An 11052-nucleotide genomic window follows, 5' to 3' on the forward strand; every position below is an offset into this window, starting at 1 on the left:
GTGGTACATGGATGTGCCGATTGCTTTGTGCATGAGGATGCCAAGGTGCTACTGACCCCGTTTGTGAAGGACCCTGTTTATGTCCTCTCTTATATCACCCCTGAGGTGGAACCGGTCAAGGCACGTGCTGACAGACATACAGCCTCCTTCAATTTCGTGGTGGCTAAGCACGAACTACTTCGTGACTATAAGAATAACGCTGCAGAATTTGACCGCGTAGATAAAGTGGTGAGTGAAGTGGTGAAGAATAAGGACCTGACAGTGACAGAATTCTCAGTAGAGGGCTATGCATCCCCCGAAGGTAACTTCGAGAGCAACCGTGCACTTGCCGGTCGTCGAGCCAATGCTTTTGCCGAGTATCTTGTCTCAGCACATGGGGTACAGAAGAGCCAGTTCAAGGTGGCAGGTCATGGAGAAGACTGGAAGGGACTGGAGCAGGCGGTGAGCAAGTCCTCTCTTTCAACCAAGTCTCAGGTGCTTGATGTGATTGCAACTACATCCAATCCTGATGCTCGTGACGCCAAACTAAGGGCTATCGATGACAGTAAGACCTATAACGAGCTCCTGAAAGTCTACTATCCACCACTCCGTCGTACCGAGTATGTGATAGCCTATAAGGTGCGCCCCTTTAGTGTGGATGAGGCAAGGGAGGTTATCAAGACCAATCCAAAGCTCTTGAGTCTAAACGAGATGTATCTCGTCGCTAAGAGTTATTCGGCGGAGAGTAAGGAGTTTAAGGAGGTGTTTGATATTGCGGCACGTCTCTATCCCAATGAGCCGGTTGCTATCATCAATGCCAGTGCAGCGGATATCGAAGGCGGTAACTATCAGGCTGCTATCGACCGTCTGAGCAAGCTCTCCAATAATGCCGAAGCACTTAATAATCTGGGTGTGGCTTATGCCAAGCTAGGTGATACTGCTCGTGCTATTGACTGCTTCAATAAGGCGATAGAGCTTGGATCGTCTGAAGCTATGGCAAATCTCAAAGAGTTATCAGAGTGACAATATAATAAGCAGATATAATATAGTATTTAACAATTAACGAAACAAAAGAGATGAAGAAATTTATTTCGTTCGGAGCATTTGCACTTGCGATGACCCTTGGGTTCGTAGCATGTAACAAGGAAAATGCTCAGCCAGAGCCAGACTTTAAGGCTCAGGCGTACATGAGCGTGGCACTGCAGATGCCTACTGGCGGTCTGCGTGCCGATGGACAAGACCAGGATGCACCTGCATCTAACTTCGTAGGGAAGTGGGCTGGTAAGGACAAGATTGAGACAGTCGATATCTATGTAGTACCTACCGACGCTTCTAAAACTATTGAAAAGTATACCGAACTAACCTACTCAGAGTACTACAATGAGCCAACTCAGGCACCAGGAAGCAACAATGTTGTTTTGACTCCTAAAAAAGCTCATAAGGTAGGTGAGCTGGCAGGGGAAGAAGTCAAGGTTTATGTCCTCATTAATGCTGATGCTAAGGCTAGGACTATTCTTAACCAAGCAAATGCTGGAAACTTTGCTGATGAGTATAAGAAGGCTATTGAGGTACTTACTTCTGCCAAGGCTGTTGCAGATGCTGCAAAAACAGAAGCAGAGACTGCTGGTGGAGTATTGGCAAAAAAGAATGGCACAGACAATGAGACTATCATGATGACTAGCTTTGAACCATCTCAGCCTATTACTCTTCAGAAAGGGATAACGGAGAATGATGCTATCGCTGGTATCAATAATCAGGCTAAAGTCAATGTCGAGAGAACAGTTGCTCGAGTAATGGTATCTGTAGCAAGCGAGACATTCCAGATCAAGGATAAGGCTGATCAAGGTAAGATCCTTGGGGAGATTAAGAATCTTACTTATGTGATTGCGCAAGGGGAGCGTCAGGTATACATTCAGAAACAAGCAGGAGACGATGTAAATCTTAGCTGGAAAACTCTAGGCAGTACATTTGTTCCTAATGCTAGCGAATTTAATTCAGCAGCGGACTATTATGATTATTCTAGCCTTTGGGTAGATTATAGTACTATGGGGACTAGAATTCCCACTATCGCAGATTACTCCAAACCTTTGGATGCTGTAACAAAAGAGCTAGAGAACAGTCTAACAGGAAAGTTCTTGTTGCCTAATACCCACAAGGCTGGTGTAACTAGAGAGGAGTCAAATTACCGTAAGGGTAACACTGCTTACATCTTAGTACGTGGTACTTTTGTGCCTAAGCAGGAGATTTTTGCTGACAATGGTAAGAAGTACTCCAATGGTAAATCTGTCCCAGCTTATGAGGCTGGTGCTGACTTCTATGTAGGTACCAATGGTAAGTTCTATGTGAGCATGGAGTCTGTTCGTGATCCGAAGGCAGGTGGAGTACTTGGTATGAATGCTAATAGGTATGTTAAGGGTAAGGTGCTTTACTTTGCATGGCTCAATCCAGATCAAAATGATGCTACCAAGTGGCTCAATTCTCCTGTGGTACGCAACAACATCTATCATGTACACATCAGTGGCTTCAAGTCAATCGGTGTGAACTGGAACCCACTAGTGCCAAATCCAAAGCCAGAGGATCCAAACAATCCAAACAATCCAGACCCAAATCCAAATAAGCCAGGGCATGATCCAAAGGATAATCCTATCAAACCAGAGGATCCACTATCAAATGACGAGACTTACATGTCTGTTGAGGTAACTGTCTTACCATGGTTGGTTCACTCTTATTCTATCCAACTTGGATTCTAATCTGTAAGGTCAATGGAAATGCTGATGGCGAAAAGCCATCGTGAGATGATATTTTAGCAATGGAGGAGGGGATATCCCTTCTGATGAGAGGTATTCCCTCCTCCTTATATATTTACGATTATTAGTTTTTATAATAAAGCTATTTGTGATGAATTTACGTAACAAGCTAATGATGACTGTACTTCTACTAGGAGTACTACTCGGTGGTTGTAACCTTATATACGAAGATCTATCAGAGTGCCCCCAAGGGGTATATGTTCGGTATTACTCTAAGACGCCTTGTGCCGTAGATTCTACATTCTTGGGTGCGGAGGGTGCTCAGACGGTGTATCTTTTTGCGTTTGATGAAAATAATAAGTTGTACAACGTTGTTTCTGAAAATAACGTTGTCTTAGACAGAAACTATGAGATGCTGGTTCCCCTAACCAAGGGTAGCTATACATTCATAGGATGGGCTGGAGTAGATGACACGTTCTTAAAAGGCGCGTTTACCAAAGGGAAAACGACCAAGAGCGAAGTGATGCTCACGCTTAAAAATGATAAGGGATTTGGCCTTCTCCCTCAGACAAAGAAGGTATGGCAGGGAGAGTCGGACATTGTCGTGATGCCAGCAGCTGAGGAGGTCGGTTCTCTATATAAGCATACTGCTATCAATCTATTGGAGAAGACCAATAGAATCAATGTTACTGTAAAGATTCATGAGTCTGTAAAGGATAAACTTGATCCTAAAGACTTCGTTGTCGCTATTTCTTCTGCCAATGGGACGCTTAACATCGATGGCACGATGCCTCTCGGGGTAGATGCACTGAAGGCGGTAGTCAATTACAAGCCTTTTGGTACTACATACACTGACGATAGTATGAAGACCAGCTTTACTGTCATGGATTTGAAGACCGGCTATAATAATATTATTTCTCTTGTTAATACCAAGACCGGTCAGGAGTTTCTTGGTGAGAAGGGATTAGACTTGATTGGCAAGATCCTCTTGGGCAACAATAACCCAAATGTCAATCTCGCCTGCGACCATGACTTTAATGTGGAGTTGGTGATTAAGGATAAGTGCTTAAATTGTGGTACATACACCTGCTTCGCCATCTATGTGAATAATTGGATGGTACATAGCTACGAAACAGAACTGGGATTATGATGCAAGTGCAAGCAAGAGAATATAAGTAATGAGGAAAAGGGAATTATATATGCGCCTCCTTGTCGGATTGGCTTTGCTTAGTCTCTTGGGATTGGCCTCGTGTACTAAGCAGGACGATGTGCCGGAGTCTGGAACGGATGTCTATATGTCCTTTCAGATGAGTCAGGTCGCCTCCGGCAGTGGTGTCCGTGCGCAGGGCTCTTCTCCGTCGATAAATACGGATGAAAAAGATCGGGAAGACTTTGTGAGCAGATTTGGAGTATTTATCTTTGAGACCGGAGCTAGTGGTACCAAGGTCGCTGAAAAATTTTCTGACCAAGCCTTCTTCGTGATGAAGTTCAAGAAGGGCACCTATGACTTCTACTTCATCGCCAATTACCCAACCTCAGATGAGACCAGACTCAGCCAAATGAGCAAGTCTCAGTTAGAGGAGTATCTCAAGGCACCCAAGCCTTATACATTGCACAATGTACCATCGGAGGCAGGGCCATTCTTTCCTATGGCACGTGTCTATCGCAATCAAACCATTAGTGGAAATGGCACCATGATGGCTCCAATACCGTTCAAACCTGTAGTAGGTACCACAAATCAGCTGATGCCTATTAGTTCGTTGGGCAATGATTGGCAAAGTACCAGCAACATACAAGATCAGGTGCGCCTCGTCCGCGCCAATGCCAAGATAGATCTCAACGTTACTGGCGCGGGTGTCCCTGATGTGGTGAAGGTGGAATATTACAATGCGGCCAACAAATATACCTTTGCTGAATTGGATCCCCGTCCTACAAGTCCAGAAGTCTTGACTTCCCCTCTGGTTTTTAGTTATACTGCCCCTACGTCGACTACGGGTATTATCCAGACCAAGCTCTATGTCCCGGAGCGACTTTTCAATACCACTGAGATCAAGGGGTGGGATACTGCCACCGACCAGGCTCAAGGCGGGGTCAATTACATCCAGATTACCATGAAGAGTGGTCGTACGTATAGAGTGCCTGTGGTGTCTAATGGCCCGGAAACCGGCTACCAGACCTTCGCCAAGGACGCTACGAGAGCTGATTACAATGTCATCCGCAACCACCATTACATGTACAATATCAAAGTTCCTGAGGACAATAAGGAGCTTGATGTCCAATTCAAGGTGATGCCATGGAATCTTATTTCATCGGAGATGTCATATGAGCGCCCTAAATATAATATTGAGATCATAAAACAAGAAAATGACAAAAGCTATAATCCAACTTCTCTGCTGCAAGATATTTCTGAGGAAATTATTCTTGATGACATCAAGCCTGGCGAGGTGAGGAGTGTACAGGTTAGATTTAAGATAGATGCGCCTAAGGGTGCGATATGGACCGCAACAATAACCAATGGCGCAGACTTCGAACTTATGGGAGATGCAACTGGTATTGTGGAAGAAGGTATTGTGTCTGGTGATGGTACGTGGCATACATTTACAATTAAGCCTCGCAGACCGTTTGAGGACTCTCCACGGTTTACTCAGTTTTATATAACGGTAGAGAATAAAGAGTTATACCTTGGCTTTAAGGAACTCAATGGTATAATGGTACCTGACAATCGATTTATCGATGATGGTGTATCTAAGAAATGGCAAATTAAACAGGTTCAGAGAGCTATACAGTAAATTGTCTTATAATGATTGATCATGTTATAAATCCTATCTCAATAGCAATGAAGAGAATTTTTAGTATTATATTCTTTGGTCTGTCACTGCTCATACTATCTTCGTGTACAAAAGACATAGAAGATGGTTTGACTCATAGGACTGATGATCCAAATGGAAATTCGATCCTATTGGCACTTACAGTGGCAACTGGAGATACGACTCGTAACATACCTCTTCGTTCGACAGATAATGGGGAAATCTTGCGTGGAGTAGGAATAGAAGATGGCGATAAGTACAAAGATATCTATAAACCCAAACTCCTCAATGAAAATAAGATTGAGACGCTGTCCGTATTTATCTTTGACTCAAGTGATAGTTTGATACTGAGTTACGCAAATGATAGGGTTAAAAGAGTTACTACTACGAGTACTACTGATGGGACTTACACGGTAAGATTGGATGTGCCTTATGCATCTATTTCTCGTGTAGAAAATAAATTAGTAAAACTTATAGTTGTAGCTAATGCAACGGGTGATATTATTTCTGGAGTATCTACTCTGTCTCAATTACGTAGCAAGGTAGAGTCTTACGATGATCTCAATCAGAGTGAGCAGCCACGTGCAAAATTCTTGATGGATGGATACAAGGAAGTCACTACTATCAATTGGCCTAATGGTAAATTGGTGTACGACTTGAAGAGTACTCCTATCGAGCTCAAGAGGGCATTGGCTAAGATCAGACTGCGTATCTCTGATATTAAGATCAAGGACTTTCAAAATGGCTCTGAGACCATCTACAATATCGTCAAGACAGCAGATGGCAAGGATGATATCTCGATTAAGCTTGTAAAGTATAAGAAATCAACGTCACTATTAGCTGGATTTCGCCAAAATAACGCTGAGACAATACAAGAGACCAGCTATAGGATGATGGCAGAGCGCACTTTTGCAGTCAATCCGTCACCAAATGGTGATGGTAAATTTCGTGCGGCATTTCCTTTTTATGCTACGGAGTCACAGTGGGAGTCTCGATCAAAAGAAGAAACACACCTGATGCTTAGGATCAGATTGATTCCCCAAAATCCTCGTGAAGATGATAAGGATGGACAGTATTATTATTACCGCATCCCGATTAATTACCGAAAGGTGATGGATGATGTACCAGCTGAGCGTCTCAACAAAGTGGAGCGTAACTACCTCTATGATATCGTGACGAAGATCGAACAACTCGGTAGCATCGATGAGGGTACTCCCTTGGATGTGGAGTCATATATAGCGATTCAACCATGGCCAGCCAACCCTGATCAGGTAGACGGATCGATAGTAAAGGCGCACTACCTTGTCGTCAAAGAGAGAGAGCCAATCATGGCAAATATTGATTCGTATACTGTCGAGTATCTATCCGATTTGCCAGTCACTGTCAAGGTCACTAAAGCCTACTACGAATTCTATGACCTTCGTGGTGACTACTATAAGGTTGTTTTTGATGAAAATGGGTACTACAAGTTTTATGAAGATCCAGAGGAAACAAGGGCATTGACAGATAGTGAAATTACTAATAAGGGATTGCTTAGACCTGAGGTTAAACCTAAGTTTAACAAAACTAGTGTCACGTGGACGGAGGATAAGTATATCAAAGATGGAACGATAACGATGACCCATCCTATCCCCGTCAACTATGTCCCATTTAAATTTGAACTAGAGGTTGTTCAAATTAGAGATGCATCCACGACAACCCCACTGACTGAGACAGTACTAGTGACTCAGTATCCACCGATCTTCGTGACGGGAGAGAAATCTCCTGGATTGGGTGGTGGAACGTCACAGGTTCAGAATGACTATGGCGAGTTTGTCGATGTATTTGCTGATTTTAGGTTCCACACCACCTATGGAGCTCCTTCAGTGTATCAGAATTCAAACTTTTATGAGGCTCAGCGAAATAATGTATTTAATCGAGTATCAGTAAAGGTCCCAAGTGGTAATTATTTTATCGGTAATCCTGTCGGTGCTGATGGGTACACAAAAAGAGATCAAGTAAGTAATAGATTAGTATCTCCCGAATTTATTATTGCATCTCAGTTTGGTATGACTAATAGAGATACACCTCAGACATCGAAGGACGATCGTCAGTTATCGAAAATACATAATAATAGTACCACCTTTTACGAAGGTTATGGGCCGTACAGAACTTCGTTATTTCCTATAAGAAGTCCTTATGCTCAATTCAATCCAAGTAGGATGTTTGATAAGACTATGAAGGTCTATTTCCACAATCTCCCGACTTATCGGTATTATTCTAATGCCGAAGAAAGGTGTCATCTATACTTTGAGGGAGAGTATGGGCGTGATGGTGAATATGAGGAGCATTATGTTTCTGGTTACAATACAGGTGGATATCCTATCTGGAAGACAAGAACAGTTAAGAAAACATTTAAATACAAGGGGAGCTGGCGAGTTCCAACCTTAGAGGAAGTTAAGCTAATAGATGGGATCCAGGATGACCCAAATTCGGTAACTAAGAGTTTGATGTTTGGGGATATGTATTGGACTGCCGAATCAGATGTTGCTTTTAAGATGACTGAAAATGTATTGGTAAGTCCAACAGGAGCTCCAGTGCGCTGTGTATTTGATACCTACATGCATGATGACAAGAAGTAATGTACTCGGAGGTGTGAAGGTATGAATGATTTTAAAGAAAAAAGAAGTATAAAGTCTATGTTTCGATTTTTATATTTGCCTCTACTTGGCTCGGTATTAGTGGCTACACTTTTGATCACTTCTTGTAAGCGTATGACAAGTGACTCGGAGGATATCCCGACTTATGCTAAGGAGGGAGAGCGATTTACAGCTACGATCAGAGTTAACGATCAGATCTTGGAGGAGAAGCAATTGCGATCAGGAGGAATTGACGATATCGATCATGTCGATAATCTTAGAGTATTGGTTTTTGATGAAAATCAAAATTTTCTCTACTCTGAGATGGCAGAGCTAAAGGGAAGCACTACAGATCTTTCTAAGATATCGGACTATCTACCTGACCATAAACCTGAGGGAATCACAAAGATTAGAGAATTTAAGGTCTCCTTAATCTCCAGTTCTAAGCGGAGGTTTATCCATTTTATCGCTAATCATGATTGGACAGGTTTTACTCAAGATTACTATGCTAAGGGGTCTGCAGCAGGAAAATTGATGACAGATTCAAAGCTTACCAATGCCATTACACAACTTTGGGGTAGTGATCCCAAGGGGCTTGGTCTCTGGTCTATCGTTGATACTGAAAGACTTGGATTGGATGAAAATACATTCAAGAATAAAGTAGTGAAGTTGCTTCGCAACTATGCAAAAGTTACAGTTTCTACAGATCAATTAGCAGCAAATAATACCGAGGATGAGTCGTTTGAGGTAGAGTCTTATACGATCTGTAATGTCAGTGATCGAGGTACTATCGCTCCATTTGAGACTTCTGGTTATCACTACGAATTTCCATTTAATCCAGGATATGCGACGACTCCTGTGGGGGTTAAGATCTCCAATGATGAGGATAATCTCAAGATAAATAGGGAAACGCCAAACTTTGTCAATAAAACAGAACCCTATTTCTTATTTGAAAAAGACAACATTAAGCCTGAGAAGCGTACATATCTTATCATTAAGGGCAAACGAACCAATAAGGTTATGAACATTTATGGTGAGACTCGCTACTATAAGGTGGACTTAGTTCAGAGTAAAATAGGACATAGTGCTCTTGTCTATTTCCCGATCATTCGCAATAAACACTATGTTGTAAATATTAATAGTGTTAAGTCTGATGGATTTGGGACGATCCAAGAGGCTATCGAATCTCCTGCAGGTAATAATGTCTTTGCCGATACCCAGCTACAAGACTTCTCTAAGATATCGGATGGTATCTCTCATCTTTTGGTGGATCCGCTCCACTTAATCGTAGTCAAACCAGGTGTCTATACCGTAAAGACTAATTATGTCACCCCTAATGGTGATGGCTACCGATACATTAAGTATTATCCCTCATGGAATACAAAGGATGTTAAGGAAAATGGAGAAACTGGTTATAGCTACGAAAATGCGACAGATCCATATCTCGGTTTTTTGAAGAAGATCAAGGAGGGAGAGGGTGAAGGTTTTACATTTGATGTCAAATCTATCCCAGAGTATGGTAAGGTGACCTATACTGTCGAAGTGATAGCACTAAGACAACATAATGGTCAGCCAGTAGTGGATGGATATACTGGTGCTACTACTCCGATTACTCGTCAGGTTAGGATTACGATTAATGCCCCTTATCTATTCAATGCTTCATTTGAAAAAACATCGGCATTAGTTACCAATACGGATGGAAGTTTGAGTAGTGATTACATACATAATCTCAAGTTTAGGGTCTACGAACCTGACCTAATCTCCAAGAATAGTTTTCCTTTTGAGGTTTTGATTAGGGCATCAGGCATCACGCCCGTAAATCCACAGGAGACAGCTAATAAGCTGACTATAGAGCTGATTAAAAATCCAGAAACTGGAGTCCTTGAAACGTTTTATAGATATACAGTGCTCGAGAGTGATCAGACTGCTGGATGGGCAACCATACCTTTTAAGGTCAATGACCCTACTAAAGGATATGGTCGTATCACGTTGTCTTCCCAATTTTATAGAGATCAAACCTTAAGTAGTGCTCAGAAAGATGAAACGGTATTGACTCTATACTATCAAAAACCTAATGGGTATGGTGTAACGTCAAGATTAGTTCCGTCTAGGTCTACCTTTACTTTCAACTACAAGGGACAGGAATACAGCAGTGAACAACTTTCAGATAAATTCGGAATTAACTTGCAGCCGTTGAGTTCCGCAGGTAAATTCAGATTCTCTGTATATAATACCCAAAATCTCGATGATAATCTCACAATTACATCGTACGATACATTTGGATCAAATGATGGTACTATTCGCTATACATTCACTGCTACTAAGAAACTCAGAGAGTGGGTCAGTGGATCAAATAGTACACATTATTTTAGTACTAATCGGGTGCAAATGAAAGGGCGAGTCCATTTCTGGAAAAAGAGTAGTTTGTACTCATCTTGGTATCCAGTGTATTCCAAACCCACTGATTCTTACCGCTTCTATGCATCAAATAAAAATTTCAATGTACTGTATTTTAAGTCAAGTGAATTTAAAATTTTAGATGATGTACAGTATGACAATAGTGGTTATCCCTATTTTGAATTTGAACTAGATACAAGTAATATGAATTATTTCACAAATAATCGACCAGATCTTGTCTTGTTTTATAGTGATTCAGCCCGTTATCCATATGCAATTAATGGTAAGTCCTTGGAGGACTACGAAAGTAAGCCAAGTCTTGATATAAATGTAGGTCGATACCAGTAAAATAAAATATATACCTATTATTCTCTCGGGGTATAACGACTATGGTTATACCCCGATTCTTGTGCTTTTTATAATCTCGGTCATGTCTTATTTCTAATGCGTCTGCCGTAGCGTTTCTTTTATGATGGTAACTCTCCCAAAACGGGCGTATTGTGG

At 41.8% G+C, this 11052-nt stretch carries 6 protein-coding genes; all 6 read left to right on the forward strand.

Annotated elements, in window-relative coordinates:
• A partial coding sequence (locus tag IX315_RS08855) for an OmpA family protein (RefSeq protein WP_211837379.1) occupies window positions 1-1002 on the forward strand: 1002 nt, incomplete at its 5' end.
• A gap of 53 nt (window positions 1003-1055) precedes the next feature.
• Window positions 1056-2729: an Mfa1 family fimbria major subunit gene (locus IX315_RS08860; protein WP_211637488.1), complete on the forward strand. Its 1674-nt coding sequence runs from the start codon at window positions 1056-1058 to the stop codon at window positions 2727-2729.
• Window positions 2730-2877: 148 nt separating this feature from the next.
• Window positions 2878-3876 carry a FimB/Mfa2 family fimbrial subunit gene (locus tag IX315_RS08865; RefSeq protein WP_211837380.1) on the forward strand — a complete coding sequence of 333 codons (999 nt, stop codon included), beginning with the start codon at window positions 2878-2880 and terminating at the stop codon, window positions 3874-3876.
• Between the two features lie 28 nt (window positions 3877-3904).
• Window positions 3905-5515, forward strand: coding sequence for a hypothetical protein (locus IX315_RS08870; RefSeq protein WP_211837381.1), 1611 nt, complete (start codon window positions 3905-3907; stop codon window positions 5513-5515).
• A 47-nt stretch (window positions 5516-5562) separates the two neighbouring features.
• The gene (fimD, locus tag IX315_RS08875) at window positions 5563-8154 is read left to right on the forward strand and encodes a fimbrial tip adhesin FimD (protein ID WP_211837382.1); all 2592 of its coding nucleotides are present in this window, start codon (window positions 5563-5565) and stop codon (window positions 8152-8154) included.
• Between the two features lie 132 nt (window positions 8155-8286).
• Window positions 8287-10896 (forward strand): hypothetical protein, encoded by a 2610-nt coding sequence (locus tag IX315_RS08880; RefSeq protein ID WP_211637423.1) that lies wholly within the window; start codon window positions 8287-8289, stop codon window positions 10894-10896.
• The last annotated feature ends 156 nt before the right edge of the window (window positions 10897-11052 follow it).

It is taken from the genome of Porphyromonas levii (assembly GCF_018206105.1).
Taxonomy (GTDB): domain Bacteria; phylum Bacteroidota; class Bacteroidia; order Bacteroidales; family Porphyromonadaceae; genus Porphyromonas_A; species Porphyromonas_A levii.